The 26,177-nt window shown below is 63.6% G+C and carries 24 protein-coding genes and 1 other RNA gene; 14 read left to right on the forward strand and 11 right to left on the reverse strand.

The annotated features are described in order from the left end of the window. Nucleotides 1-34: 34 nt before the first annotated feature. Both FHR27_RS23815 and ppx read right to left on the reverse strand, forming a co-directional pair. Nucleotides 35-1,777 carry a potassium/proton antiporter gene (locus tag FHR27_RS23815; protein ID WP_042552297.1) on the reverse strand — a complete coding sequence of 581 codons (1,743 nt, stop codon included), beginning with the start codon at nt 1,775-1,777 and terminating at the stop codon, nt 35-37. Between the two features lie 208 nt (nt 1,778-1,985). Beyond that, a complete protein-coding gene (gene ppx, locus FHR27_RS23820) occupies nt 1,986-3,491 on the reverse strand; it encodes an exopolyphosphatase (RefSeq protein WP_042552298.1) in 1,506 nt (501 codons plus the stop codon). 266 nt (nt 3,492-3,757) lie between these two features. Between ppx and trxA the strand changes: the two genes are divergently transcribed. The 4 genes from trxA to FHR27_RS23840 all read left to right on the forward strand — a co-directional run bounded on the left by trxA (nt 3,758) and on the right by FHR27_RS23840 (nt 8,134). Further along, the gene (gene trxA / locus FHR27_RS23825; protein ID WP_042552299.1) at nt 3,758-4,084 is read left to right on the forward strand and encodes a thioredoxin TrxA; all 327 of its coding nucleotides are present in this window, start codon (nt 3,758-3,760) and stop codon (nt 4,082-4,084) included. A 240-nt stretch (nt 4,085-4,324) separates the two neighbouring features. Then, nucleotides 4,325-5,584 (forward strand): transcription termination factor Rho, encoded by a 1,260-nt coding sequence (gene rho, locus FHR27_RS23830; RefSeq protein WP_042552300.1) that lies wholly within the window; start codon nt 4,325-4,327, stop codon nt 5,582-5,584. A gap of 118 nt (nt 5,585-5,702) precedes the next feature. Then, a complete protein-coding gene (gene ubiD / locus FHR27_RS23835; protein ID WP_179539734.1) occupies nt 5,703-7,169 on the forward strand; it encodes a 4-hydroxy-3-polyprenylbenzoate decarboxylase in 1,467 nt (488 codons plus the stop codon). Further along, complete coding sequence (locus tag FHR27_RS23840; protein WP_179539735.1) at nt 7,169-8,134, forward strand: CDP-6-deoxy-delta-3,4-glucoseen reductase; 966 nt, start codon at nt 7,169-7,171, stop codon at nt 8,132-8,134. Before ubiD ends, FHR27_RS23840 begins: the two co-directional genes overlap by 1 nt. Before the next feature lie 187 nt (nt 8,135-8,321). Here the strand turns inward: FHR27_RS23840 and fecA are convergent, their stop codons facing one another. From fecA to FHR27_RS23860, 4 genes are all read right to left on the reverse strand, one after another. Next, complete coding sequence (fecA, locus tag FHR27_RS23845) at nt 8,322-10,643, reverse strand: TonB-dependent Fe(3+) dicitrate receptor FecA (protein WP_179540153.1); 2,322 nt, start codon at nt 10,641-10,643, stop codon at nt 8,322-8,324. 129 nt (nt 10,644-10,772) lie between these two features. Next, nucleotides 10,773-11,732 carry a FecR domain-containing protein gene (locus FHR27_RS23850; RefSeq protein ID WP_179539736.1) on the reverse strand — a complete coding sequence of 320 codons (960 nt, stop codon included), beginning with the start codon at nt 11,730-11,732 and terminating at the stop codon, nt 10,773-10,775. Nucleotides 11,733-11,734: 2 nt separating this feature from the next. Then, nucleotides 11,735-12,247 carry a sigma-70 family RNA polymerase sigma factor gene (locus FHR27_RS23855; RefSeq protein WP_179539737.1) on the reverse strand — a complete coding sequence of 171 codons (513 nt, stop codon included), beginning with the start codon at nt 12,245-12,247 and terminating at the stop codon, nt 11,735-11,737. A gap of 84 nt (nt 12,248-12,331) precedes the next feature. Then, nucleotides 12,332-13,309, reverse strand: a complete 978-nt coding sequence (locus FHR27_RS23860; protein WP_179539738.1) for an NADPH:quinone oxidoreductase family protein — start codon at nt 13,307-13,309, stop codon at nt 12,332-12,334. 150 nt (nt 13,310-13,459) lie between these two features. Between FHR27_RS23860 and FHR27_RS23865 the strand changes: the two genes are divergently transcribed. Next, nucleotides 13,460-13,879, forward strand: coding sequence for a flagellar basal body-associated protein FliL (locus FHR27_RS23865; RefSeq protein ID WP_042552307.1), 420 nt, complete (start codon nt 13,460-13,462; stop codon nt 13,877-13,879). On the opposite strand, the gene FHR27_RS23870 is transcribed toward FHR27_RS23865, so the two are convergent. From FHR27_RS23870 to FHR27_RS23890, 5 genes are all read right to left on the reverse strand, one after another. Beyond that, nucleotides 13,880-14,329, reverse strand: a complete 450-nt coding sequence (locus FHR27_RS23870; RefSeq protein WP_042552308.1) for an EVE domain-containing protein — start codon at nt 14,327-14,329, stop codon at nt 13,880-13,882. A 216-nt stretch (nt 14,330-14,545) separates the two neighbouring features. Next, the gene (locus FHR27_RS23875; RefSeq protein ID WP_179539739.1) at nt 14,546-15,142 is read right to left on the reverse strand and encodes a 5-formyltetrahydrofolate cyclo-ligase; all 597 of its coding nucleotides are present in this window, start codon (nt 15,140-15,142) and stop codon (nt 14,546-14,548) included. A gap of 85 nt (nt 15,143-15,227) precedes the next feature. Next, nucleotides 15,228-15,406, reverse strand: a non-coding RNA gene (ssrS, locus tag FHR27_RS23880) — 6S RNA. A gap of 33 nt (nt 15,407-15,439) precedes the next feature. Next, a complete protein-coding gene (locus tag FHR27_RS23885; RefSeq protein WP_042552310.1) occupies nt 15,440-15,754 on the reverse strand; it encodes a cell division protein ZapA in 315 nt (104 codons plus the stop codon). Further along, on the reverse strand, nt 15,751-15,960 hold the full coding sequence (locus FHR27_RS23890; protein WP_042552311.1) for a TIGR02449 family protein: 210 nt from the start codon (nt 15,958-15,960) through the stop codon (nt 15,751-15,753). The genes FHR27_RS23885 and FHR27_RS23890 overlap by 4 nt, the downstream gene beginning before the upstream one ends. A 145-nt stretch (nt 15,961-16,105) precedes the next feature. On the opposite strand from FHR27_RS23890, the gene FHR27_RS23895 reads away from it, so the two are divergent. The 9 genes from FHR27_RS23895 to FHR27_RS23935 all read left to right on the forward strand — a co-directional run bounded on the left by FHR27_RS23895 (nt 16,106) and on the right by FHR27_RS23935 (nt 26,161). Beyond that, entirely contained in the window at nt 16,106-16,660 is a 555-nt protein-coding gene (locus tag FHR27_RS23895; protein WP_042552312.1) for a YecA/YgfB family protein, read from the forward strand. A 39-nt stretch (nt 16,661-16,699) separates the two neighbouring features. Further along, nucleotides 16,700-18,034: a Xaa-Pro aminopeptidase gene (gene pepP / locus FHR27_RS23900; protein ID WP_179540154.1), complete on the forward strand. Its 1,335-nt coding sequence runs from the start codon at nt 16,700-16,702 to the stop codon at nt 18,032-18,034. A 4-nt stretch (nt 18,035-18,038) separates the two neighbouring features. After that, nucleotides 18,039-19,229 carry a 2-octaprenyl-6-methoxyphenyl hydroxylase gene (ubiH, locus tag FHR27_RS23905; RefSeq protein WP_179539740.1) on the forward strand — a complete coding sequence of 397 codons (1,191 nt, stop codon included), beginning with the start codon at nt 18,039-18,041 and terminating at the stop codon, nt 19,227-19,229. Continuing rightward, nucleotides 19,226-19,708: a DUF4442 domain-containing protein gene (locus tag FHR27_RS23910; RefSeq protein WP_042552315.1), complete on the forward strand. Its 483-nt coding sequence runs from the start codon at nt 19,226-19,228 to the stop codon at nt 19,706-19,708. Before ubiH ends, FHR27_RS23910 begins: the two co-directional genes overlap by 4 nt. Nucleotides 19,709-19,720: 12 nt before the next feature. Next, nucleotides 19,721-20,941: a 2-octaprenyl-3-methyl-6-methoxy-1,4-benzoquinol hydroxylase gene (locus FHR27_RS23915; RefSeq protein WP_179539741.1), complete on the forward strand. Its 1,221-nt coding sequence runs from the start codon at nt 19,721-19,723 to the stop codon at nt 20,939-20,941. 85 nt (nt 20,942-21,026) lie between these two features. After that, nucleotides 21,027-21,527 carry a sigma-70 family RNA polymerase sigma factor gene (locus FHR27_RS23920; RefSeq protein WP_179539742.1) on the forward strand — a complete coding sequence of 167 codons (501 nt, stop codon included), beginning with the start codon at nt 21,027-21,029 and terminating at the stop codon, nt 21,525-21,527. Between the two features lie 3 nt (nt 21,528-21,530). Next, on the forward strand, nt 21,531-22,466 hold the full coding sequence (locus FHR27_RS23925) for a FecR domain-containing protein (protein WP_042552317.1): 936 nt from the start codon (nt 21,531-21,533) through the stop codon (nt 22,464-22,466). 118 nt (nt 22,467-22,584) lie between these two features. After that, entirely contained in the window at nt 22,585-25,020 is a 2,436-nt protein-coding gene (locus FHR27_RS23930) for a TonB-dependent siderophore receptor (RefSeq protein ID WP_179539743.1), read from the forward strand. 139 nt (nt 25,021-25,159) lie between these two features. Then, the gene (locus FHR27_RS23935) at nt 25,160-26,161 is read left to right on the forward strand and encodes an extracellular solute-binding protein (RefSeq protein WP_042552318.1); all 1,002 of its coding nucleotides are present in this window, start codon (nt 25,160-25,162) and stop codon (nt 26,159-26,161) included. Nucleotides 26,162-26,177 lie beyond the last annotated feature (16 nt).

A 26,177-nucleotide genomic window follows, 5' to 3' on the forward strand; every position in this document is an offset into this window, starting at 1 on the left:
TGGCGGGGCTGTGGCGGGCGAGATCCTGGCGGTTTCAGAACGACAGACCGGGTCCCGGGCGGGCGCCTTCGGGGAATCTGACGCCGACCTTGCGGATCTTGTTCCCGTCCATCTCCGCGACCGTCCAGGTCAGGCCCTGCCATTCGACCTGATCGCCGACCACCGAGCCGCCACCGACTTGCTGGGCGATGAAGCGGCCCAGCTGCAGCGAGTTGTCCAGGCCCTCGGTAGACAAGCCGTAGAGTGCCGCGATCGCGCCTAGCTGGGCATCGCCTTCGAGGACGAAATCACCGAAGAAGCGCAGGTCCAGGCCGCGCTGCGGCGCCTGGCTGAACAGTTTGCCGAGGGCCGGCAGGTCGTGTTCATGGCCGATCACGCAGAGCATGTCGCCGGCTTCCAGCACGGTACTGCCGGAGGGATGCAGCAACTGGTGGTTGCGGAACAGAGCGGCGACGCGGGTTTCTTCTGGCATCTTAAGGTCGCGCAGGTGCGCACCGATGCACCACTTCTCGGCGCCCAGGCGGTAGACGAACAGCTCCCACTGGCTGGTCGGGTGCACTTCCAGGCCCGCACGGGAAATCGGTGCCGGGTCCGGCGGCACCGTGACCTTCAACAGCTTGGCCACCCACGGCAGGCTGGCGCCCTGCAGCAGCAGCGAGACCAGCACGATGAAGAACGCCAGGTTGAAATACAGCTGCGCGTTGGGCAAACCGGCCATCATCGGGAATACGGCGAGAATGATCGGCACCGCACCGCGCAGGCCGACCCAGGCGATGAACACCTTCTCCTTGCTATGGAAGGCACGGAACGGAATCAGGCCGACCATTACCGACAGTGGCCGCGCGAAGAGAATCATCCACAGCGCCAGGCCCAGAGCGGGCAGGGCGATGGGCAGCAGATCGTGCGGGGTGACCAGCAGCCCGAGCACCAGGAACATGCCGATCTGTGCCAGCCAGGCCATGCCATCGAGCATGTGCAGGATGCCGTGGCGAGAACGAATCGGTCGGTTGCCCAGTACTAGGCCGCACAGGTACACGGCCAGAAAACCGCTGCCATGCAGGGTGTTGGTCAGTGCGAAGACCAGCAGACCGCCGCTGACCACCAGCAGCGGATACAGGCCGTGGGCCAACTCCAGGCGATTGATTATTTTCAGCAGCAGCCAGCCGCCGCCCAGGCCGAGCACCGCACCGATGCCGAACTCCTGCAGCAGATGGCCGAGGAAACTCAGGTGGAATTCGCCCTGGCCCTTGGCGAGCATGTCGATCAACGTCACGGTGAGGAACACCGCCATCGGATCGTTGCTGCCGGATTCGATTTCCAGGGTCGCGCTGACCCGCTCGTTGAGGCCCTTGCCACCGAGCAGCGAGAACACCGCCGCGGCGTCCGTGGAGCCGACGATGGCGCCGATCAGCAGGCCCTGCATCAGGCTCAGGTCGAACAGCCAGGCGGCGGCCATGCCGGTCAGCCCCGTGGTGATCAGCACGCCGACCGTGGCCAGCGACAACGCTGGCCACAAGGCCACCCGGAAGCTGCCGACACGGGTGCGCACGCCGCCGTCGAGCAGGATGACGGCCAGGGCCAGGTTGCCCACCAGATAAGCGGTCGGGTAATTGTTGAAGATGATGCCGCCACCATCGACACCCGCCACCATGCCGACAGCGAGGATGATGACCAGGATCGGGATGCCGAGACGCGAGGACAGCGAGCTGACCATGATGCTCGCACCCACCATCAGGGCGCCGACCAGAAGCAGGCTGTTGATCGTACTGGCATCCAAGGCGGCGTGACTCCCGGGTCATGAGGCGAGCCCGATTCTAGCCTGCGCGTTGGCGCCGCTGTCAAAAATAGTTACAACTCAATGGGGTATGGGATTTATCTGCGTGAAACCGCAGCGTTAAGTGCGGCACGGCGTATCGGCCGTCGAGCGCGACGGCGTGCAGGTAGGAGCGTTGCAGCGGCACTGGTGCAGTGCCGTGCTTGCCGGTTCAGCGAACGGTGAGGGTGATGTCGATGCGCTTGAGCCAGTCGGCTTCGCTTTCGAAGTCAGCCTGGGTCAGCGGATTGGCGGCCAGCCAGCCATCGGGGAACTGAATCGCCAGGCTGGTGGGCCCGGCTTTCAGGCGCACGGTCGGCATGTTCTGGCTGCCACGGATGTGGTGGAACAGGATGGCGAAGCGCAGCAGCACGCAGAGGCGTACCAGCTTCACGCCTTCCTCACCGAACTCGGTGAGTTTGTCCTTGGGAATGTTGCGGCGGTGGCCGCGCACCAGTAGGGCGAGCATCTGCTGATCCTGGCGGGAGAAACCGGACAGGTCCGAGTGCTCGATCAGGTAGGCGCCATGCTTGTGGTACTGGTAATGGGCGATATCCAGGCCGACCTCATGGACCTTGGCTGCCCAGCTGAGCAACTCGCGATGCCAGTCGTCGGTCAGCTCCCAATCCTTCGCCACCTTGTCCAGGGCAGACAGCGCCTTGGCTTCGACGCGGGCGGCCTGCTCCTGATCGACGTGATAGCGCTCCATGAACGCCGACAGCGTGCGCTCGCGGACGTCCTCATGCTGGTGGCGGCCGAGCAGGTCATACAGCACGCCTTCGCGCAGGGCGCCTTCGGAGTGGCTCATGCGGTTCAGCTCGCAGGCATCGAAGATCGCTTCGAGAATCGCCAGCCCGGCGGGGAAAATGGGCCGACGATCCGGCTTGAGGCCGTCCAGATCGAGACGTTCGACATCGCCGCACTTGAAGACCTTGCGCTTGAGCCAGGCCAGGCCCTCGGCGGTCACCTCACCGTTGCTGCTCAGCCCCGCGGACTGGATAGCCAGGCCGATGGCCTTGATGGTGCCCGAAGCGCCAACCGCATCCTGCCAGCCAAGGCGGGTCAGGCCGTGTTCGATACCCATTATCTCAAGGCGTGCCGCGGTGTATGCCTGGGCATAACGGGCAGGGGTGATCTTGCCGTCCTTGAAATAGCGCTGCGTATAGCTCACGCAGCCCATCTGCAGGCTTTCGCGCAGCAGCGGTTCGAAGCGTTGGCCGATGATGAATTCGGTACTGCCGCCGCCGATGTCGGCGACCAGACGTTTGCCGGGCGTGTCGGCAATGCTGTGCGACACGCCGAGGTAGATCAGCCGGGCCTCTTCGCGCCCGGAAATGACTTCCACCTGGTGGCCCAGCAGGGCTTCCGCGCGGCGAATGAACTCGGCGCGGTTGCGGGCTTCACGCAGGGCGTTGGTGCCGACGATGCGCACCGCGCCCTGGGGCAGGCTGTTGGTCAGCTGGGCGAAACGACTCAGGCAGTCGAGGCCGCGTTGCATGGCTTCCTCGCTGAGCTGGCGATGTTCGTCGATACCCGCTGCCAACTGCACCTTGTCGCCGAGCCGTTCGAGAATGCGTATTTCGCCATGATCGGCCTTGGCCAATACCATGTGGAAGCTGTTGGAGCCCAGGTCGATGGCGGCGACCAGGGGAAAGGACTCGGCATGGGAGTGCGGCATGATCAGTCAATCTCGAGGCAGAACCCCGTCATCGTGACACGATAGAACGCTCGCGCCAACGCATACTGCCGTTGCAGGTATGCCGATTCAGGCCTGTTGACCGCCTTGCTGAAGGGCACGGCGCCGTCTGCAGGGCGCGCGGCCTATCGCCGGCATCGATAGCCGATATAGTTACGCTCAATGGCAGGCGCCTTCCTGTGTCAGACCAGCCGGGCTATGATGGGCGCCACTTTTATCGTTATAGCCTGCGAACACGGAGACTTCCCATGAGTGAATTCATCACCAACGTCAGCGATGCCAGCTTTGACCAGGACGTCATCCAGGCAGAAGGCCCGGTACTGGTCGATTACTGGGCTGAGTGGTGCGGCCCGTGCAAGATGATTGCACCGGTTCTGGACGAGATTTCCAAGGAATACCAGGGCAAGCTGAAGATCTGCAAACTGAACATCGACGAAAACCAGGACACCCCGCCGAAGTACGGCGTGCGTGGCATCCCGACTCTGATGCTGTTCAAGAACGGCAGTGTCGAAGCTACCAAGGTCGGCGCCCTGTCGAAGTCGCAGCTGGCGGCTTTCATCGACGCCAACCTGTAAGCTCGTCCGAAAAGCCCCGTAGACAACGGGGCTTTTTTCTGGCTAAAGGCTAGACGCATTCGTAAAGCCGATGTTACATTCGGGTCCGTTGCTTTTCCTAAGTGACCCCCTGCACGCCGCTGCCGACGCATTCCTAATCGAACATTCGACAATAAAGCGGGCGCCTGTCGCCTATCTGCGCTGCGGCCTCTCAAGCTCAATGCTTACCATCCCCTCCTTATACGATTACGTCATTCCTATATGAATCTGACTGAACTCAAGCAAAAGCCGATTACCGAACTGCTCGAATTGGCCGAACAGATGGGCATAGAAAATATGGCCCGTTCGCGCAAGCAGGACGTGATTTTCTCCCTGCTGAAAAAGCACGCGAAAAGCGGCGAGGAAATCTCCGGTGATGGCGTGCTGGAGATTCTCCAGGACGGCTTCGGTTTCCTCCGCTCTGCAGACGCTTCCTATCTCGCCGGCCCAGACGATATCTACGTCTCGCCGAGCCAGATCCGTCGCTTCAACTTGCGCACCGGTGACACCATCGTTGGCAAGATCCGCCCTCCGAAGGAAGGCGAGCGTTATTTTGCTCTGCTCAAGGTCGACACGATCAACTTCGATCGTCCCGAGAACGCGAAAAACAAGATTCTGTTCGAAAACCTGACCCCGCTGTTCCCCAACAAGCGCCTGACCATGGAAGCCGGCAACGGCTCCACCGAGGACATCACCGGCCGTGTGATCGACCTCTGCGCGCCGATTGGCAAGGGCCAGCGTGGCTTGATCGTCGCACCGCCGAAAGCCGGTAAGACCATCATGCTGCAGAACATCGCCGCGAACATTGCGCGTAACAATCCCGAGTGCCACCTGATCGTTCTGCTGATCGACGAGCGCCCGGAAGAAGTGACCGAAATGCAGCGCACCGTGCGTGGTGAAGTGGTTGCGTCGACCTTCGACGAGCCGCCGACCCGCCACGTCCAGGTCGCCGAGATGGTGATCGAGAAGGCCAAGCGCCTGGTCGAGCACAAGAAGGATGTGGTCATCCTGCTCGACTCCATCACCCGTCTGGCACGTGCCTACAACACCGTGATCCCGAGTTCCGGCAAGGTGCTGACCGGTGGTGTCGATGCCCACGCTCTCGAGAAGCCGAAGCGCTTCTTCGGTGCCGCGCGTAACATCGAGGAAGGCGGTTCGCTGACCATCATCGCTACCGCGCTGGTCGAGACCGGCTCGAAGATGGACGAAGTGATCTACGAGGAATTCAAGGGTACCGGCAACATGGAACTGCCCCTGGACCGTCGTATCGCCGAGAAGCGCGTGTTCCCGGCCATCAACATCAACCGCGCCGGCACCCGTCGCGAAGAGTTGCTGACCGCCGAAGACGAGCTGCAGCGCATGTGGATTCTGCGCAAGCTGCTGCACCCGATGGACGAGATCGCCGCCATCGAGTTCCTGATCGACAAGCTAAAAGCGACCAAGACCAACGACGAGTTCTTCATGTCCATGAAGCGCAAGTAACGTCTGGTGGCATGACAAAGCCGGGGAAACCCGGCTTTTGTCTGTCTGTAGTATCGCTATTCTTCTGCAATACCGACTTCGGCGCTAAACTTTGCGCCCCGAATCGAGAGGCTCCAGCATGCAGTATCGCGACCTGCGCGACTTTATCCGCGGCCTGGAACAGCGCGGCGAGCTCAAGCGCATTCAGGCGCCGGTGTCGCCAATCCTGGAAATGACCGAGATTTGTGACCGTACCCTGCGCAAGGGCGGCCCGGCATTGCTGTTCGAGAACCCCACTGGCCATAACGTGCCGGTACTCGGCAACCTGTTTGGCACGCCGAAGCGCGTGGCGCTGGGGATGGGCGCGGAAGAGGTGTCGGAGCTGCGCGAGATCGGCAAGCTGCTGGCGTTCCTCAAGGAACCCGAGCCGCCGAAGGGGCTCAAGGATGCCTGGAGCAAGCTGCCGATCTTCAAGAAGGTCATCAGCATGGCGCCCAAGGTGCTCAAGGATGCGCCCTGCCACGAGGTGATCGAAGAAGGCGACGACGTCGACCTTTCCAAGCTGCCGATCCAGCATTGCTGGCCGGGTGACGTGGCGCCGCTGATCACCTGGGGGCTGACGATCACCAAGGGGCCGAACAAGGAGCGCCAGAACCTCGGCATCTACCGCCAGCAGGTCATCGGTCGCAACAAGGTGATCATGCGCTGGCTCAGCCATCGGGGTGGTGCCTTGGACTACCGCGAGTGGTGCGAGAAGCATCCGGGCAAGCCCTATCCGGTGTGCGTGGCCCTGGGTGCTGACCCGGCGACCATTCTCGGCGCCGTGACGCCGGTGCCGGACACCCTGTCCGAATACGCCTTCGCAGGCCTGCTGCGTGGCCATCGCACCGAGCTGGTCAAGGCCATCGGCAATGATCTGCAGGTGCCGGCCAGTGCCGAAATCGTCCTCGAAGGTGTCATCCATCCGGGCGAGACCGCGCCAGAGGGGCCTTACGGCGATCACACCGGCTACTACAACGAGGTCGACACCTTCCCGGTGTTCACCATCGAGCGCATCACCCGCCGTCGTGATCCGATCTACCACTCGACTTACACCGGCCGGCCGCCGGATGAACCGGCGATTCTCGGCGTGGCGCTGAACGAAGTGTTCGTGCCGATTCTGCAGAAGCAGTTTCCCGAGATCACTGACTTCTATCTGCCGCCAGAAGGCTGTTCCTACCGCATGGCTGTGGTGACCATGAAGAAGCAGTACCCCGGCCATGCCAAGCGCGTGATGCTCGGTGTGTGGTCGTTCCTGCGACAGTTCATGTACACCAAGTTCGTTATCGTCACCGACGACGACATCAACGCCCGGGACTGGAACGACGTGATCTGGGCCATCACCACGCGCATGGACCCCAAGCGCGACACGGTGATGATCGAGAACACGCCGATCGATTACCTGGATTTCGCGTCGCCGATTTCCGGCCTGGGTTCGAAGATGGGCCTCGATGCCACCCACAAGTGGCCGGGCGAGACCAATCGCGAGTGGGGGCGGGCGATCGTCAAGGACGAGGCGGTCACGCGCCGGGTCGATGAAATCTGGAGCCAGTTGGGAATCGATTGATGAAGGTCACCCTGCAACCCTCCGGCGCGGTGCTCGATGTCGACGCCGGCGAACGCATCCTCGATGCCGCTCGACGCCTCGGCTACACCTGTCCGCAAAGCTGTCGCAATGGTAATTGCCATGTCTGCGTGGCGCTGCTGGTGGAAGGGCGCGTGCGTCAGGACGGCGCCGAGCTCGATCACGGCGAGTTGTACACCTGTATCGCCGAACCCCTGGAAGACTGCGTGCTGCACTGGGATGGCGTGCTCGCGCCTGGTGAGCTCGCGGTGCGCAGCCTGGGCTGCCAGGTGCTGGCATGCATCGACGCGGGCGGCGACGTCTGGCGCGTGCGCCTGCGAGCACCGGCCGGCAAGCCGCCGCGCTACCACGCCGGCCAGTACCTGCTGATCGAGCGTCAGGACGGCGAGAAATCGGCCTTTTCCCTGGCGTCGGCGCCTCAGGAAGGTCGTGATCTGGAGCTGCATATCCTGGGCCGCGAAGCGAGTGCCCTGAACCTCTTGCAGCAACTGCGCGAGCAGGGTGTGGCACGGGTGCAATTGCCGTTCGGCGACGCCCACCTGGCTGAATTGCCGGACGGGCCGCTGGTGCTGATCGCCGCAGGCACCGGCATGGCACAGATGCACAGCCTCATCGAGGAGTGCCGCTCGCGCGGCTTCGAGCACCCGGTGCACCTTTACTGGGGCGCGCGGCGGCCGGAGGATTTCTACAGCTTGCCGCACTGGGAAGAATGGCAGGCACTGCCCAATCTGTTCCTGCACCAGGTGGTCAGCGATCAGTGTGGCTGGGCTGGGCGTTGCGGCCTGCTGCACGAAGCGATACGCGAGGATTTCGACGACCTTGGCGCATTGCATGTCTATGCCAGCGGCTCGCCGAACATGGTCTATGCCACGCTGGATGCGCTGGTAGAAGCGGGCATGGACGCCCACCAGATGCGCGCCGACGTATTCGCCTACGCCCCACGCTAATCTTGCGCTTGCCGGGTAGCCGGGCGTAGAGCGCAGCGAAACCCAGGGAGCGACTTTCTTCGCGGCATGGAAACAGGCTCGAAGAACGCTCCCCGCACATCGCTGCGCTCGGTGGCGGCTGCGGTCAGGCCTCGTAGGCCGGGTAGGGCGCAGCGACCCGCAAGGCGGTTCGCCGCCATGCTACCGATCAGAACGCCAGCGACGTCTGCACGTACAGGGTACGTGGCTGGCCGAGGTACTTGCCGCTGTTGTTGTCGTCGAACGAGCGGGTGTAGTACTCACGAGCGAAGACGTTCTTGACCCCCGCCGCGACCGTCAGGTCGGACAGCTGCGGGCCGAAATCGTAAGCGCCGCGCAGCCCCCAGACCATGTAGCCGGGAATCTCGCCGTTGTTGCCTGCCGCGTTTTCCGCTTTGGTATTGGCGTTGTCGGCGAACTGGCTGCTCTGGTAGCTGCCATCCACGCCCCACTGCCACGGGCCGGTCTCATAGCGAGCCCCCACCACGCCCTTGTGCCGCGACGAGAAGGGCACCTGATTGCCCTTGTTGTCGCCGTTCTCGCGAATCTCGGCGTCGACGAAGGTGTAGGTGGCGTACACGGACAGGCCGCTGAGTGCAGGGTTCAGCGCCTCGAGCGCGTAATTGAGGCTGCTTTCCACGCCACGATGACGGGTCTCGCCGCGTGCGGTGACGTCGTTGGTCTGCTGATTGCTTTCGTACTGGTTGTCGAAGTTGATCAGGAAGGCGCCGATCTCCGCCTGCAGCAGGCCATCGTCATAGCGGGTGCCGAGTTCCCAGGTACGGGCTTTCTCCGGCTCGACATCGCCGCTGGCCAGCGCCTTGCCCATCTGGCTGTACTGCACGGCGCCGAACGAGCCTTCGGTATTGGCGTACAGGTTGACTCGATCATTGACCCGGTACAGCACATTCAGCGCCGGCAAGGCGGTGTTGTAGCGCCCGGCGGCACGGGTGCCGTTGAGCTTGTTGTCCTGGCGGGAGGCGATCTTCTCGTAGCGCACGCCAGGGGTGATGGTCCAGTTGCCGATATCGATACGGTCATCGATATACACCGCACTGGCTTCGGTTTCGCCGCGGCTGTTGCGGTCTCGCAAGCTGGCGGTGCTGGGCAGTACGCCAGTGCTGGTCGGATTGCGGAAGCGCTGCTCGTGGCTTTCTTCGCTGACATAGCGGTAACCCACGCCCACTTCATGGTGCAGGGTGCCCGTGTCGAAGGCTTGGGAGTAGCGGGTCTCGATGCCGCGCACCCAGTACTCGCGTGGCGACAGGGAGAGGAAGTTGCCTTGCTCGAGGAAACCGCTGCGCAGGGTCTTGGTAAAGAAACTGGTCACGCTGAGTTCGCGATCGGCGTCCGGTGTGTAGGCGTAGCTGGCGCTGGCCAGGGTGCGGCGGCCCCAGAAACTGTCGTAGGGGCGGGTGGACTGGTACGGATCGGCATCGAAAGCCGCGGTGCTGAGGCCCCCCGGCATGTCGGCCTGCCCTTCGTAGTACTGACCCATTGCCGAGAAGGTGTGTACATCGTCGGCGCTGTACTTGCCCTTGAGGATCAGGTCGTCGATCTGCGTATCGCTGTGCTGGCGCCAGTCGCTGCCGCGGGTACCCGAGTAGAGCAGCGCGCCACCCAGGCCATTGTCGTTGGTGCCGCCGATCAGCAGATTGCCGGTCTTCTTGAAGCCATCCTGGCTGCTGGAAGGGCTGACTTCGGTCTGCAGGCCGCCTTTGATGGTCGGCTGGTCAGGGATGGCGCGGGTCACGAAGTTGACGATACCGCCGACGTTCTGCGGGCCATAACGCACCGCGCCGCCGCCACGCACCACATCGATGGCATCCATGTTGCCCAGGGAGATCGGGGCCAGGGATAGCTGTGGCTGGCCATAAGGGGCGAAGGGCACCGGGATGCCATCCATCAGTACCGTGGAGCGCGAGGCCAGACGCGGATTGAGACCGCGGATACCGAAATTGAGCGCCAGGTCGTGGCTGCCGGTGCCATTGTTTTCCGGCGCATTGACGCCGGGAATGCGGTTGAGCACTTCCCGGGCGCTGCTGGCCCCCACCTGCTCGAAGGTTTCGCGGCGAATCACGTCGCGAGCGCCAGGGTGGTTGTACACATCGAGCGCATCGGCGCTGCCGAGCCAGTCACCCACCACGCTGGAGGCCTGCAACTGCAGCGGTTCGCCATGTGCAGCGCTGCGCAAGGTATGCAGGCGGTAACCGCCGTCCGCGTCCCGCTCGGTGCTCAGATCGCTACCCTGCAGCAGCCGGGCGAAGCCTTCATCGACTCCGTAGCTGCCCTTCAGGCCCGCGCTGCTCTTGTCGGCGGTCAGGGCAGGGTCGAAGGACAGCAGCACGCCACTCTGCGCGGCGAAGCGCGACAGGGCTGCACCCAGCGGGCCGGCGGGCACGTCATAGCTGCGGGTTGCCGTGCTGGTCGCGGGGTTTTCAGCGGCCACGGCCAGGTTGATCGGAAGCGTGCCCAGGGCGCCAAGGGTCATGCCGATGGCGAGGGTAAGCGGGTGACGGCTGGGAAAGGACGTGAGCGAGACCATGTTGCCCTCCAATGGGTTGTGTATTGAAGGGCCAGTCGAGAATCGAAAAGGTACAGGCCGTGCAGAGGATTTTTTTCAGCGCGGCTCGATATGCACCCAGTAGCGGGTGAAGCGGCGGATGCGCACCGGCAGGTTGGCGGTCAGGGAATCGAGAGCGCGGTCACTGTCGTTCAGGGGGAATGCGCCGGATATGCGCAGGTCGGCCACCGCCGCCGCGCAAGTCACTCTGCCGCGGCGCTGGCGCTCGAAGGCACTGGCGAATTCGCTTAGCGGCATGTCATCGGCAATCAGCATGCCGTGCAGCCAGGCGAGCAGGTCATCGCTGGCAGGCATCGGCGTGTCGCTACTGGCGCGGTACAGGCGCGACACCTGTCCGCTGTCGAGCTGGCGCCGGCTGCTCGGGGCGGCGCTGGGGGTGAGCTCTACGCGGCCACTGAATACCGCGACCCGTGAATGTCCGGCTTGTTGGGTCACGGAGAAGCGCGTGCCGATGGGGCGGACGCTGCCTTCGGCGGTGATCACCCGCAGCGGACGGGGATCGTACCCGGTTTCCAGAAGCAGCTCGCCATCGAGCAGATGCAGAATGCGTTCTGCCTGGCTGAACTCGACGCGAACGGCACTGCTGCTGTTGAGGTTCAGGAGGCTGCCGTCGGCCAGGCGCCATTCACCCTGCTCGGCCAGGCCTGTCTGATAGTCGGCAGTCCAACGCTGCCAGGGCTGCTCGCGCAGGGCGAACCAGCCGCTGCCGGCAACGCCGATCAGCACTGCCAGGTTTTTGATCGCACGGCGACGGCCGATACCCGCCGGGACGCCCAGCGTGGCTCTGGCCAGATCGACTGGCAGCCCCTTGAAGTGGCCGCCGACGCCGTTTGCACAGGCCCACGCCCGGGCGTTCTCGGGGGAGGCTTCGAGCCACAGCCGCCAGTGTTGCTGGTCCTGTTCGCTGGCATCGCCAGCATGCAGGGTGACGAACCAGTGTGCAGCCTGGTCGAGCGCTGTTTCGGACAACGGTTGGTAGGGCGTTCGGGACTTCATGCTCAGAGGCCTGGCTGCATGCAGTGGCGGATGGCTTTGAACATGTACTGCTTCACCGAGCTGAGGGACACGCCCAGGTGCTCGGCGATCTGCGGGTAAGTGAGCCCGTCGAGCTGCGACAACAGGAAGGCCTGGCGAACCCTGGCAGGCAGGCCGTCGAGCAGGGCATCGATTTCCAGCAGGGTTTCCAGCAGCAGGTAACGCGCCTCGGGGCCTGGCAGCAGGTCTTCGGGGAGATTCGCCAGGCTTTCCAGGTACGCCCGCTCCAGCGCCTTGCGGCGTAGGTGGTTGACCATCAGGCCTTTGGCGACGGTGGCCAGATAGGGCCGCGGCTCGCGGATATCGGCAAGATCCCGGCGGGCGAGAATGCGCAGGAAGGTGTCATGGGCCAGGTCGGCCGCATCGAATGCACAGCCCAGGCGCTGTTGCAGGCGCAAGCGTAACCAGCTGTGGTGCTCGCTGTAGAGCTGATGCGCAGCGACGGGGCCGTCGTGCAGGCAGGACAAGGTCGACATGCGCGCAATATCCAGAGAAATAAAGCGCGCTTTATATAGCAATAGTTCTCATTTGCATAGCTCGATCGCTTCGCGCCGGCGTGATCAGCGCACCGTGACCACCAGTTTGCCGACCGCCTTGCGTTGCGCGAGGGCATCGATGGCCGCGCCGCCGTCGGCCAGCGGGTAGGTCTGCGAGACCAGTGGTTTCAGCTTGCCCTCGGCATGCCAGGTGAAAAGTTGCCCGAAGTTGGCGGCGTTGTCAGCTGGCTGACGTTGAGCGAAGGCGCCCCAGAATACACCGACCACTGCAGCGCCCTTGAGCAGCATCAGGTTCACCGGCAGTTCCGGGATGCGCCCGCTGGCGAAACCAACGACCAGCAGCCGGCCGTTCCAGGCGATGCTGCGCGCTGCCTGATCGAACAGGTCGCCGCCCACCGGATCGTAGATCACGTCGGCACCCTGGCCGTTGGTCAGGCGCTTCACTTCGTCCTTGAGGCTCTGCGTGCTGTAGTCGATCAGCTCGTCGGCGCCCGCCTGTCGGGCCACTTCCAGCTTGGCAGCGCTGCTCGCTGCGGCGATCACTCGGGCGCCCATGGCCTTGCCGATCTCCACCGCTGCCAGGCCAACGCCGCCGGAGGCACCGAGCACCAGCAGGGTTTCACCTGCCTGCAAGCCTGCGCGCTGCTTGAGTGCGTGCATGGAGGTGCCGTAGGTCATACCGAAGGCGGCGGCGCTGATGAAGTCCATGCTGTCGGGCATCGGCAGGACGTTGTAGGCCGGCACCGCGACCTGCTCGGCGAAACCGCCCCAGCCGGTCAGCGCCATGACCCGAGCACCGACCTGTAGATGGGTAACCTTGTCGCCAACCGCGCTGATCACGCCGGCCACTTCGCCGCCCGGCGCGAAGGGGAAGGGCGGCTTGAACTGGTATTTGCCTTCGATGATCAGCGTGTCGGGAAAATTCGCACCGGCGGCCTGAATATCGATCAGCACTTCGTTGGCCTTGGGGCGTGGACTCTCGAGGTCTTCCAAAACCAGGGTTTCGGCGGTGCCGAAGGCTTTGCATAGCAGCGCTTTCATCGCAGTCCACTCTTTCATCGATTGGCTCTGCAGTTTAGGTAGGCCGCTGCGCGGGTCAACGAGCATGGCTCGACCTGATGGCTGGGTATAAGCGTTGGGATCCATCGCAGGCGTTGCTATGCTTGCGGGCAACCCAATGGAGATCGTCCTGTGAAAACCTTCATCACGTTTCTGCTTGCCTGCGCGCTGTCGATCCCGGCTTTCGCCAATGAGGAAAAGAAGGAAGGAGAAGGCGAGGGCGCTGCACCGCAGGTGATTTACCACAGCCTGACGCCCGCGTTGGTGGGTAACTTCGGTGCCGGGCCGAAGCTCAAGTACTACAAGGCCGATGTGGCGCTGCGAGTTACTGGCGCTGATGCCGAAGCCAAGGTTACCCATCATGAACCGTTGATTCGCAATCAACTGGTGATGCTGTTCTCTCAGCAGACCGAGGAAAGCCTGGCCACGCCGGACGCCAAGGAGAAGCTCCGCCAGGAAGCCCTCAAGCAGGTGCAGCAGGTGCTCAGCGACGAAGAAGGCCAGCCACTGGTCGAGGATCTGCTGTTCAACAATCTGATTCTGCAGGGCTGATCAACGCAGCAGCAGGATCGCCGTCCACTGCGCCTCGGTAACCGGCATCACCGACAGGCGGCTTCCTTTCTGTACCAGCGCCAGTTCCTGCAGCGCGCTCTGAGCCTTCAGCTCCGCCAGTGGGATAACGTGCGCGAAGGCCTCGACGAATGCCACGTCGATGGCTGTCCAGGGGTTCTTCTCCGCGCTCGCCTTGGCATCGAAGTAATGGCTTTTGGCGTCCAGCGCGGCGGGATCCTCATAGGGCTCGCTTTCGATGCGGGCGATTCCGGCTACCCCTGGCTGCGGGCAGCTCGAGTGATAGAACAGGAACTGATCGCCCTCCTGCATGCTGCGAATGAAGTTGCGCGCCTGGTAGTTGCGCACGCCGTCCCAGCGCGTTTTGCCCAGGCGCTGCAGGTCGTGGATCGAGAGTTCGTCAGGTTCGGATTTCATCAGCCAATAGGGCATGAACTTTGCTCTTGAGTCGGGCAGCGAGCGCATGCCTTTCGGCTGCGCTCTGCTGCGATGGAAATGATTGTCGAACTATAGGTCGTTACGTTCCGGTGCTCGATCCGGACAGGAGTTGTTGTATGCGGCGCAAGCCTGATCTGTTGCTGGTATTGGTGGTGGTGTTCGGGCTGGGCATGGTGATGACCGGCTATGCGCAAAGCCAGTGGCAGCAAGCTAGTACCAGCCTGTATCGGTGACCGTGGCGTCCAGCGGTATGTCCCAGCTGGCCATGGGCAGGCGATCGACTTGCTGACAGCCGTGGGCCAGCCCAAGCAAGGTCGGTTTGTGCCAATTTTTGCGCCTTGCGCGATAAGCCAGGCTGCGGTCGTAGAAGCCGCCGCCCATGCCCAATCGCCCGCCATGGCGATCGAAGCCGACCAGCGGCAGCAGAACCAGATCCAGTGCCCAGACCTTGCGTTGGCGCATGCTGTCGCGACGCGGCTCGGGGATGCCGAAGCGGTTGGCTGCCAGCTTTTCGCGCGCATCGATACGCTGAAACACCATGCTGGTGCGCGGCCAGGATTTCAGGACGGGCAGGTACACCTGCTTGCCGCGGGCGTGGGCTGCCGCGATCAGCAGGCAGGGGTCGATCTCACCGTCGTTGCTCAGGTACAACGCAACATGCCGGGCTCGGCGAAACAGCGGGTGATGCGCCAGCTGTCGATACAGCGCCCTGGCGGCACGTCGCTGGGCCGCAGGCTTCAGCTCGCGACGTCGCTGGCGCAGCTTGCGCCGCAGTTGGGCGCGGGTGAGGTCTTTGGCGTCGATCATGGGCAGGCCTGTAGAGTCGCTGGCGCGCAATCACAGGCAATAAAAAGCCCACTGCCGGCGTGAGCCAGCAGCGGGCTACAAATTGAGACTCCCCAGCATGCCGCTGTCGGTTTAGCCCTTGAACCCGAAAGTTCAAGGTGGAGGTTGCAGGAAACCTTAAGGCTTTCCGTCGAGCGGACATGCACACCGGCCTCAACTGACAACCCCCGGGGTTGTGCGTATCGGCTCAGGGACACCACCGACTGGCGCACACTCCAGGGAGCGGTGGCCAGTATAACGCAAAGTGGCGACCGTTGGTCAGACGCCACGGCCATCTGCATCATCGCGCAGTGCATCGTCCACGCGGCCCAGCAGATCACGCACATGATCACGGCTGGTAGAAACCTGCTGATCCAGATTCTGTTGTTTGTGCAGCAGGTCGTGGGTGATGTTCAGTGCGGCCATCACGGCGACACGGTCTGCACCGATCACTTTGCCGGCGCTGCGAATCTCACGCATCTTGCCGTCCAGGTAGCGGGCGGCACTCTGCAGGTTGCTACGCTCATCTGCTGGGCAGGCGATGCAATATTCTTTGTCCAGGATCTGGACGGTAACGGTATTCGATTGGGTCATGAGTCCTGCTCCAGGGCTTTGAGGCGCGAAATCATCGATTCGACCTTGTGCCGAGCCATTTCGTTCTTTTCGATCAGATGAGCGCGTTCTTCACGCCACGCCTGCTCGCTTTCCAGCAAGAGGCGGTTGTGTGCCTTGAGTCGCTCGACACGCTGGATCAGCAACTCCAGCTTGGCCGTCAGGGCTTGTAGATCGGCGTCTTCCATTGGCTCTCGCTTTGGCAGGGTTGTTCGCAGTGTATAGGCGCGCTGGCAGGTGGGTGCAAACCCGCTGATGGTCTTGGCGCGTCTGCCGGTGCTACGATACAAAGCCTACATTCTAGTGATTGCGCCTCTTGGCGCCTAGTGATCGATGCCGACTTCCAGTTCTCCCTACGCTGCATTCGCCACCCTGCTCGCCAGTGGCGGCACCTCCGTTTCTCCCGCTGAACTGCACGGCCTGCTGCTGGGCCGCAGTTGCGCTGGTGCCGGCTTCGAAGCCGGTCCCTGGCTGGTTGACGCCAATGAGCTGCTCGGCAGCGAACCGCCGGAGAACGTTCGCCAGGCGTTGATCGGTCTGCAGGAGATGGTACGCGGCGAATTGACCGGTGACGATGTCACCGTCGTTCTGTTGCTGCCTTCCGACGACGCCCCACTGGCCGAACGCGCCGCCGCTCTGGGCCAGTGGTGCCAGGGCTTCCTCGGTGGTTTCGGCCTCACTTCCGGCGACGCGGCGCTGAGCGCCGAAGCCATGGAAGTGCTGCAGGATTTGTCCGCTATCGCCCAGGTGCAGAATGCCCTGGATGAGTCCGAGGACGGGGAGAACGATTACATGGAGGTCACCGAATACCTGCGTGTGGCGCCGCTGCTGCTGTTCGCCGAGTGCAACAAGCCGGCTGCCCCAGCGCCGAAACCGTCGCTGCACTGATCCTGCCCCTCATTCGACCGATCGGAGCCTAGCGTGCCCATGACCAGCATCTCCAAAGCGGAATACGCCCGTCGACGCAAGGCGCTCATGGCGCAGATGGAACCCAACAGCATCGCCATTCTGCCGGCGGCACCCGTGTTCATCCGCAACCGCGATGTCGAACATATCTATCGTCAGGACAGTGATTTCCAGTACCTGTCCGGGTTCCCCGAGCCCGAGGCGGTGATCGCGTTGATCCCCGGCCGCGAGCACGGCGAATACGTGCTGTTCTGCCGAGAGCGTGATCCCGAGCGTGAACTGTGGGATGGCTTGCGCGCTGGTCAGGAAGGCGCCATCAGCCGTTACGGTGCGGACGATGCCTTTCCCATCGGCGATATCGACGACATCCTGCCGGGGCTGATCGAAGGTCGTGAGCGTGTCTATTACGCCGTGGGTACCAACCCGGAATTCGATCGTCATCTGATGGAGTGGGTCAACGTGATCCGCTCCAAGGCCCGCCAGGGCGCCACGCCACCGAAAGAGTTCGTCGCCCTCAATCATTTCCTCCACGACCTGCGTCTGTACAAGTCGGCCGGAGAGGTGAAGGTGATGCGCGAAGCGGCGCAAATTTCCGCACGCGCCCATATCAAGGCCATGCAGGCAAGCCGCGCCGGGCTTTACGAATACCATCTGGAAGCAGAGCTGGATTACGAATTCCGCAAGGGCGGTTCGAAGATGCCGGCCTACGGCTCCATCGTCGCAGCGGGCAAGAACGCCTGCATTCTGCATTACCGTGAGAACGACGCGGTGCTGAAGGACGGTGACGTGGTGCTGATCGACGCCGGCTGCGAGATCGACTGCTATGCCAGCGACATCACTCGTACCTTTCCGGTCAGCGGTACCTTCACGCCCGAGCAGAAGGCCATTTACGAGATCGTGCTGGCGGCCAACATCGAAGCCTTCAAGCACATCGCGCCGGGTCGCCACTGGAACGAGGCCCATGAGGCCACGGTTCGGGTGATCACTGCTGGTCTGGTCGAGTTGGGCCTGCTCAAGGGCAATGTCGACGAGCTGATCGCCGCGGAAGCCTACAAGCCGTTCTACATGCACCGTGCCGGCCACTGGCTGGGCATGGACGTGCATGACGTCGGCGAGTACAAGGTCGGCGGCGAGTGGCGTGTGCTCGAAGTGGGCATGGCCATGACCGTCGAGCCGGGCATCTACATCGCCGTGGACAATCAGAACGTGGCCAAGAAATGGCGCGGCATCGGCGTGCGCATCGAGGATGACGTCGTGGTGACCAAGACCGGTTGCGAGATTCTCACCGGCGATGTCCCCAAGACCGTCGACGAGATCGAGACACTGATGGCCGCCGCTCGCGCGCAGGTGGCCTGAGGCCATGCTGCGGGTCGACTTGGCGATCATCGGCGGTGGTCTGGTCGGTGCCAGCCTGGCGCTGGCGCTGCAGGGCGAGGCGCGCACGCGTGGCTGGAAAATCGCTTTGATCGAGCCATTCGCTCCCGGCGAAGGCTACCAACCGAGCTACGATGCCCGCTCCACGGCACTGTCCTACGGCTCGCGGCTGATCTACGAAGGTCTTGGCCTGTGGCCAGCGATCGCCGAGCACGCCACTCCCATCGAGCAGATACACGTATCGGATCGCGGGCGCTTCGCCGCTGCGCGGCTGAGTGCCGAGGAGGAAGGCGTTCCTGCTCTGGGTTACGTGGTGGAAAACGCCTGGCTTGGCCATTGCCTGTGGCAGGCGCTCGACGCCGAAGTGATCCAGTGGCGTTGCCCGGCCCAGGTCGAGCGGATGGATGCGCTGCCGGATGGCTATCGGCTGACCCTCGATGACGAAAGCCTGATCGACTGCTCCCTGGCGGTGCTCGCCGATGGCGGGCGCTCTTCGCTGCGTGAACAGTTGGGCATCACGGTGAACCAACGGCCTTATGACCAGACTGCGGTGATCGCCAATATCACGCCTTCGCGCCCACACGCAGGCCAAGCCTTCGAACGCTTCACCGAGTCCGGACCACTGGCGTTGCTGCCGCTTTCGGACAATCGCTGTGCACTGGTATGGACGCACCCGAGCGGTGATGTCGAGCGGCTGCTCAAGCTGGACGAGCGCGCGTTTCTCGCCGAACTGCAGGAGGCCTTCGGTTACCGCCTCGGTGCTTTGCGTCAGGTCGGCGCGCGGCTGCCTTACCCGCTGGTGCTGGTCGAGGCGGCCGAGCAGGTACGGGCCAATCTGGTGGTGCTGGGCAATGCCGCGCACAGCCTGCATCCGATTGCCGGGCAGGGCTTCAACCTGTCGCTGCGTGACGTTCGTGCCCTGGCCGATACTGTGCTGGCGGGCTCCGCGCCGCTTGGCGACCTGGCCACTCTGCAGCGCTATGCAGCCGTTCAGGCTGGCGATCAGGCCTTCACGGTCGGCTTTTCGGATCAGGTCACCCGGCTGTTCAGTACCGATCAGCCGCTGCTCGCCGCGGGCCGCAACCTCGGCCTGCTGGGGTTGGAATTGTTGCCGCCGGCCAAGCGCTGGTTCGCACGCCAGGCCATGGGCATAGGTACTCGCGGTACCCCGCAATGAGTGCCCGGCGGCTGGCGCGCAAGGCCCGCCTGCTGCGCTGGGTCATGAATTGCTACCCGCCCTACCTGGGGGCTGGCGTATGGATTCGGCGCATCGCAGCGGATTTTCGTCAGGTCGACGTGAAGATGCGTCTGGGTTGGTACAACCGCAACTATGTGGGTACCCAGTTCGGCGGCAGCCTGTATTCGATGACCGATCCGTTCTACATGTTGATGCTGATGGAGAACCTGGGGCGCGATTACGTGGTCTGGGACAAGGCCGCCAGCATCGACTTCATCGCGCCGGGCAGAGGCCCGGTATTCGCCTCGTTCGCCATCGACCAGGCCTTCGTCGACGAGGTGCGTCAGCACACCGCCGCGGGTGACAAGTACCTGCCCGAGTTGCAGGTGGAGGTCCGCGACGGTGATGGCACCCTGGTCGCTCGGGTACACAAGACTCTTTACGTGCGGCTCAAGCCGCGCCAGCGGCAGGCAGCCTGAGGAATGGACGACATGCGTGCAGATATGATCATCGTCGGTGCCGGAATGGTCGGCAGCGCCCTGGCGCTGGCCCTGCGCGAGCAGGGGCTGGATTGCCTGGTGTTGGACGGCGGGCCGCTGCAGGTCGAGCCGTTCGAGGGCAACGCTGCTTACGAGCCTCGGGTCAGTGCGCTGTCGATGGCCAGCCAGCGCATCCTCGAACGCCTTGGCGCCTGGCCCGGCGTGCTGGCGCGGCGCAGTTGCCCGTACAGCGAAATGCGCGTGTGGGATGGCAGCGGCACCGGCAGCATCCATTTCAGCGCTGCCAGCGTGCATGCCAATATGCTCGGCCATATCGTCGAGAATCGCGTGGTGCAGGACGCGTTGCTCGAGCGCCTGCATGCCAGCGATGTTCGTCTGCTCGCCGACGCGCGGCTGGAGCGCCTGCGCCACTCCGGTGACGACTGGCTGCTGACCTTGGCCGACGGCCGCGAATTGCGTACCTCGCTGGTGGTCGCGGCCGATGGCGCCAACTCGGCGGTACGTCGTCTGGCGGGTTGTGAAACCCGCGAGTGGGATTACCTGCACCACGCCATCGTCACCAGCGTGCGTTGTGCCGATGCGCATCAGGCCACCGCCTGGCAGCGCTTCACCGACGACGGCCCGCTGGCCTTCCTGCCTTTGGGCGAGCGCGATGGCGAGCACTGGTGTTCGATCGTCTGGTCGACCACGCCGGAGCAAGCGAGCCACTTGATGGCGCTGGCTGACGATGAGTTTTCCACGGCCCTGGGGCAGGCGTTCGAATACCGCCTGGGCCAGGTACTGCAAGTGGATCGACGCCTATGCATTCCGCTGCGTCAGCGCCACGCCAAGCGCTATGTCGAACCCGGCCTGGCGCTGATTGGCGATGCTGCCCACACCATCCACCCGCTGGCCGGCCAGGGCGTCAACCTCGGCTTTCTCGACGCCGCGGTGCTCGCCGAGGTGCTGGCGCAGGCAGCCGGGCGTGGTGAGCGGCTTGCCGACGAGCGCGTGCTGAGCCGCTACGAGCGCCGCCGCATGCCGCACAACCTGGCGATGATGGCGGCGATGGAGAGTTTTCAGCGGCTGTTCCAGAGCGACTCACTGACGCTGCGCTTGCTGCGCAACACCGGCTTGGGGCTGGTCGATGGCCTGGACGAGGCCAAGGCGCTGTTCGTGCGCCAGGCGCTGGGCTTGAGCGGCGATCTGCCGGATCTGGCCAGGGCCCGCTAGGCGCTGTACCGGGTGTTCGGCCTTGCGTCATACCTGTGGCTGGAAGACAATGCGATGCATTATCATCTCTAGCCCTGGTGCTGCCATGTCCGGCCCGGATCATTCCGCGTTGCATCTTCTCTACAGCGAACATAACGGCTGGCTCAAGGGCTGGCTGCGGGCACGCCTGGGCAATACCAGCGATGCCGCCGACCTGGCTCAGGACACCTTTGTGCGGGTGCTCAGCGCCCGCGACGTGCAGGCCATCCGCGAGCCGCGTACCTACCTGAGCGCCATCGCCCGCGCGCTGATGATCGACAAGTTTCGCCGCCAGGCCGTCGAGCAGGCCTATCTCGATGTACTGGCGCTGCGTCCCGAGCCCATGGACATCTCGCCGGAGACCCGTCTGCTGATCCTCGAAACCCTCACTGCGGTCGATGCCATGCTCGACGGTCTTGGTGAGCGCACACGGCGCATTTTCCTGGCGGTGCAACTGGAAGGGCTCAGTTATGTGGCTACCGGCGAGCGCCTCGGCGTGTCGGTGACCACGGTGAAGAAGCACATGATCCGCGCCATGACCCACTGCCTGTTGTTGATGGAAGACTGAGCCATGGATCGCCAGACCCTGGAAGCGGCCGCCACCTGGTATGTGCAACTCAACGCCACGCCGCCGAGCGAGGCCGAGCGTCTGGCGCATCGCGAGTGGCTCGCGCAGCACCCCGGGCACCGCCAGGCCTGGGCACGGGTGGAGCGCCTGCAGCATCAGCTCGGCGGCCTGCCGGCGGATGTGGCGCTGCCCGCGCTGGACGGTGTGCGGGCGCGGCGACGTGCGGTGCTGAAGACCCTGGGCCTGCTGCTCGCCTCCGGGGCCGCAGGCTGGGCGTCCTTCGACCTGGCGCCGACTCAGGACTGGCTTGCCGATCAGCGCACGGCCACTGGCGAGCGTCGTCACCTGCAACTGAGCGATGGCAGCGTGCTGGATCTGAATACCGCGACAGCGGTGGATATCCGTTTCGACGCCAGCCTGCGACAACTGCAGTTGCATCGCGGCGAGATACTCGTGCGTACCGCTGCCGATCCGGCCGGACGGCCTTTCGTGGTGCATACCGCGCAGGGCAGTGTACGGGCGTTGGGTACCTGTTTCAGCGTGCGCTGCGAGGGCGACAGCACTCAGGTTGCGGTGCTGGAAGATGAGGTCGAAGTGCGTGCGGCCCGGCAACCTGGTCGGGCAGTGCATATCGGCGCCAATCAGCGAGTCGCTGTGGAGGCCGCTGCGGTCGGCACGCCCAGCGCATTGCCGCCGGGAGCAGGTGCCTGGGCGCAGGGCATGCTGACGGTGATCGACTGGCGCCTGGATGCCTTCGTCGCCGAACTGGGGCGCTACCGTCCCGGCTATCTCAGCTGTGCCGACGCGGTGGCAGACTTGCGCCTCTCTGGTGCTTTCCGGATCGACGACACGGACATCATTCTGGAAAACCTGGGCGCCTCGCTGCCGATTCGAGTGCGTTACCTGAGTCGTTACTGGGCGCGAATCGAGGCTGCCTGATCGGGCCTGCAAAAAAAACAGCCATCCGGGGTTGCCGATTTTCATTCTCATTCGGCCAAGCACATGAAGCGGTTTTGCATCGCCGCGGATCTGCCCAGCCCATGACAAGGAAATGACCATGCCCCGCTTTCTCTCGCCAGCCAAGCCGATGGCTCGCGCCGTTCACCTGGCCCTGTTCGGTCTGGCCGGCGCGCCGATACCCATGCTCTGCGCCTTGCCGAGCCACGCCCTGGCGCAGGAGGCAGGGGTGCAGAGCTACCGTATTGCGCCTGGCTCGCTGGGTACCGCGCTGAGCCAGTTCGCAACGGTCGCCGGGGTGACGCTTTCATTCGCTGCCGTGCAGACCGAAGGGCTCGACTCGCCGGGCCTGCAGGGCGATTACGGCGTCGACGAAGGACTCGCACGTCTGCTGCAGGGCAGCGGTTTGCAGGCCCAGCGTCAGGGCAACGGCAGTTATGTGCTGGTACCTGCCAGTCGGGGCCAAGGAGTTGAGCTCTCTGCGTTGAGCATTTCCGGCAAGGCGCCGGGTTCGACCACCGAGGGCACGGGCTCCTACACCACGGAATCGTCCAGCAGCTCGACGCGCCTGAACCTGTCACTCAAGGAGACGCCACAATCGGTCACCGTGCTGACCCGCCAGCGTATGGATGACCAGAACCTCGACACCCTGACCGATGCCCTGGATGCCACTGCCGGCATCACCGTGATTCGCGAAAGTCTGGGGGCCGACAGCACCACCTATCTGTCGCGCGGCTTCGCCATTCGCAACTTCGCCATCGACGGCGTACCGACCTCGGCGGGCATGGACAACTACACCCAGAACACCGCCATGTACGACCGCGTGGAGGTGGTGCGTGGCGCCACGGGCCTGGTCAGCGGCCTGGGCAATCCTTCCGCGACCATCAACCTGATCCGCAAGCGCCCGGGCATCGAACCTCAGGTGCAGCTGTCGGCCGAAGCCGGTAGCTGGGACCGTTACGGCTTGGGGGTGGATGTCGGCGGTGCGTTGACCGAGAGCGGTAACGTGCGCGGGCGTTTCGTCGTCGATCACAAGGATCAGCACGCCTGGATCGACCGCTTCAGCCAGGAGGTGAGCACCGTCTACGGCATCACCGAGCTGGATCTGAGCGAATCGACCCTGCTGACCCTGGGTTTCAGCCATCAGACGACCAACAGCAACGCGCCGATGCGCACCGGCTTTCCATTGTTCACGACCGACGGCGGAAGAACCGACATCAAGCGCTCGTTCAACAGCTCGCCTGACTGGACGTACTACGATCGCCAGCAGAGCACGCTGTTCACCTCCGTCGAACAGCAGTTCGCCAATGGCTGGAGCGGCAAGCTGGAGTACAGCCACGCGCGCAACGATTACGACACCGTGGTCAGCTACATGGATGGCCTGATCGATCCGGCTACTGGCTCGGGTGCCTACATCATGCCGACCCGCTGGCAGGCGACGCCCGAGCAGGACAATCTCGACGCCTATCTGACCGGCTTCTTCCCGCTGCTGGGGCGCGAGCACGAGCTTATCGGCGGGGTGACCCTGTCGCGTCTCGAGGAGCGGGGAACCTCCAACTACGGAGGCTGGCAACGCCCGGGCTCCAGTTATGCCGGCAGCATCGACAACATCTATGGCTGGAACGGCCAGGCGCCGAAACCGGTGTTCAACAAGATCGGCGAGAGCGATTTGACCGAAACCCAGTATGCCGCCTACCTGACGTCGCGCTGGCACCTGACCGATGCAGCCAGCCTGATCCTCGGCGCGCGCGTGGTGGACTGGAATCGCGAGAGCAAAAGCCGCTTGTATGGTGGCGCCACCAGCAAGACGGAGCGTACCGAAACCGGGATCGTCATTCCCTACGCGGGCTTCGTCTACGACCTCGATGACACCTGGACGGCCTACGCCAGCTACACGCAGATCTTCAACCCGCAGAACGCCAACATCCGCGACGTCAACGGCACGCCTCTGGATCCTCAGGAAGGCACCGGCTACGAGCTCGGGCTGAAGGCCGACTTCTACGACGGCCGCCTCAACGGCAGCCTGGCGGTGTTCCGCGTCGAGCAGGACAACCTTGCGGTGGCCAACGGCAGCCTGCTGCAGCCCAGTGGCTTCCAGGCCTACAAGGCGGAAAACGGCACGACCAGCGAGGGTGTGGAGCTGGAGGTCAATGGTGAGCTCGCCGACGGTTGGCAGCTCACGGGGGGCTACTCCTACAGCGTCAGTTTCAATGACGACGACAAGCGGATCGTCACCGAGATCCCGCGCAACAGCGTCAAGCTGTTCACCAGCTATCGGCTGCCGGGCGCCCTGGACAAGCTCACCGTTGGTGGTGGTGTGAATTGGCAGAGCGAGAGTGGCTACGACCTCAGCTACGCGACCACGCAGAGCAGCTACGCGCTGGTCAACCTCATGGCGAAGTACCAGCTCACGCCGGCGTTGTCGGCATCGGTGAACCTCAACAACCTGTTCGACAAGGAGTACCTCACCACCACGGCAGCAGGCTTGTATGGCGCACCGCGCAATGTCATGACCAGCCTGCAATACAACTACTGATGCGTTATCGGGTGCTCACGGGGACGTGGGCACTCGACGTTTGGCGACGGCGGTAATATCCGGCAATGACCTGGCAGTGTGCGGCGTAGATGAGAGTCACTATCATCAACGCTCTTTCAGCTTCCATAAGGTTCTTGCCATGTCGGTACGCCGTGCGCTTCTCGCTGTTTTCACCCTCAGTACGCTCGCCAGCGCTGTGCAGGCGGCCGATGAAGTGGTCGTCTACTCCTCGCGTATCGATGAGCTGATCAAGCCGGTGTTCGATGCCTACACCGCCAAGACCGGGGTCGCGGTGAAGTTCATCACCGACAAGGAAGCGCCGCTGATGGAGCGCATCAAGGCCGAAGGCGAGAACACGCCGGCGGATCTGCTGCTCACCGTGGATGCTGGCAACCTCTGGCAGGCCGAACAGATGGGCATTCTGCAGCCCATGAAATCCAGCGTCGTCGACGCCAACATTCCCGCTCAGTATCGCGCCGCCAGTGGTGCGTGGACTGGCCTGTCGCTGCGCGCACGGACCATCGTGTTCTCGCCCGAGCGCGTCAAGGATGGCGAGCTGACCACCTACGAAGCGCTGGCCGACAAGAACTGGGAAGGTCGCCTGTGCCTGCGCACCAGCAAGAAGGTCTACAACCAGTCGCTCACCGCCACGCTGATCGAGACCCATGGCGAGGCCAAGACCGAAGAGATCGTCAAGGGTTGGATCAACAACCTGGCCACCGACGTGTTTCCCGATGACAACTCGGTGATCAATGCCGTTGCCGCTGGCCAGTGCGATGTTGGCATCGTCAATACCTACTACTTCGGTCGCCTGCACGAGCAGAAGCCTGATCTCAAGGCCAAGCTGTTCTGGCCGAATCAGCAGGACCGCGGTGTGCACGTCAACCTGTCCGGTGTCGGCCTGACCAAGAATGCGCCGAATCCTGAGGCCGCTCAAAAGCTGGTCGAGTGGATGACCAGTGCCGAGGCGCAGAACATCTTCGCCGACGCCAACAAGGAGTTTCCGGCCAATCCAGCGGTCAAGCCATCCGCGGAAGTCGCCTCCTGGGGCGAGTTCAAGGCCGACAGCATTGCCGTGGAAGTGGCAGGCAAGCGCCAGGCCGAAGCCATCCGCCTGATGGACCGCGCTGGCTGGAACTGATGACTGACCGCTGTGC

Source organism: Pseudomonas flavescens (assembly GCF_013408425.1).
In the GTDB taxonomy this organism is placed as follows: domain Bacteria; phylum Pseudomonadota; class Gammaproteobacteria; order Pseudomonadales; family Pseudomonadaceae; genus Aquipseudomonas; species Aquipseudomonas fulva_A.